Raw genomic sequence first — 965 nt, 5'->3', positions numbered from 1 at the left:
CGCCCTCACTCGGCCGGATGGGATGTCGCACCGGGGTGCTCGTTCGCGGGGTCGGGCCAGATCCCCTCGATCCGCACGTCGTTCTGCTCCAGCAGCGGGCGCATCTCGTCGAAGACGGGCTTGTAGCGGTAATAGGGCACGCTGGGCGCCATGTGATGGATCAGGTGATAGTTCTGCCCCTGCAGCAGGAAGTTGGCGCCGGGAAACAGCGACACGCGCGTGTTGCGGTAGCGCCCCGTCTCGGAATGGTCGTGGTGCGGCGTCCAGGTGAAGAAGGTCAGCATCACCGTCTGCCCGATCCACCACGGGATGAACCACAAAAGCAGAACCTCTTTCCAGTATCCTGCCACCAGCAACCCAATCAGGATCGCGCCGTAGACGGCAAAGGTGACGAAGGTATGCACGATCTCGCGCCGCGTGCAGTCGAAGCGCTTGCAGTCGCGGTATTGCTGGACCGGGTTGAAATACTGGATCAGCGCCGCCGGCAGCTTGACGAAGACCCACACCGGGAACGACCCCTTGGCATAGATGTCCGGGTCGCAGTCCTCGTTGGTATGGGCGTGATGCGCCATGTGCTGGCGCTTGTGCTGATGATAGAACAGCCATAGCGGCGCGCAGGCGATCACGCCCGCCACCGTATCGATCCAGCGCAGGTGTTTCCGGCGCGAGCTTATGTTGGCGTGCACGGCCTCGTGCACCACGGTGTAGATGCCGTAAATGAAGATCGTGTTGACGATCATGCCCGCCCAGAGCGGTATCCCGCCGGTCAGCGCCAGCCACGTCGCCGTGATGGCCACGGCGAACATGATCAGTTCCAGCCACAATGTCCGCGCCGCGAACTCCGGCGTGTGCTTCCGCGCGATCTCGAACTCCCTGCGAACCGTCGACATGTTGGTCCTCCGTCGTGTTTGGCCGGATTTTTGATCAAAAATCCGAAGAATACAAGTCATCCAGGATTGCACGGC

Annotated in this window: 1 protein-coding gene; it reads right to left on the bottom strand. The window is 61.8% G+C overall.

The features are described 5' to 3' along the window. Window positions 1–5: 5 nt before the first annotated feature. Window positions 6–890, bottom strand: a complete 885-nt coding sequence (locus tag ACH13J_RS18340; RefSeq protein WP_397544784.1) for a fatty acid desaturase — start codon at window positions 888–890, stop codon at window positions 6–8. Between the last annotated feature and the right edge of the window lie 75 nt (window positions 891–965).

The organism is Roseovarius salis, from assembly GCF_044472985.1.
Taxonomy (GTDB): domain Bacteria; phylum Pseudomonadota; class Alphaproteobacteria; order Rhodobacterales; family Rhodobacteraceae; genus Roseovarius; species Roseovarius salis.
Note: the sequence above shows the minus strand (reverse complement) of the source record. Positions and strands in the feature narration are given on the sequence as shown.

Coding starts and splice junctions, on each gene's coding strand:
- ACH13J_RS18340 (WP_397544784.1), bottom strand. CDS start 890: ATGTCGACGGTTCGCAGGGAGTTCGAGATCGCGCGGAAGCACACGCCG.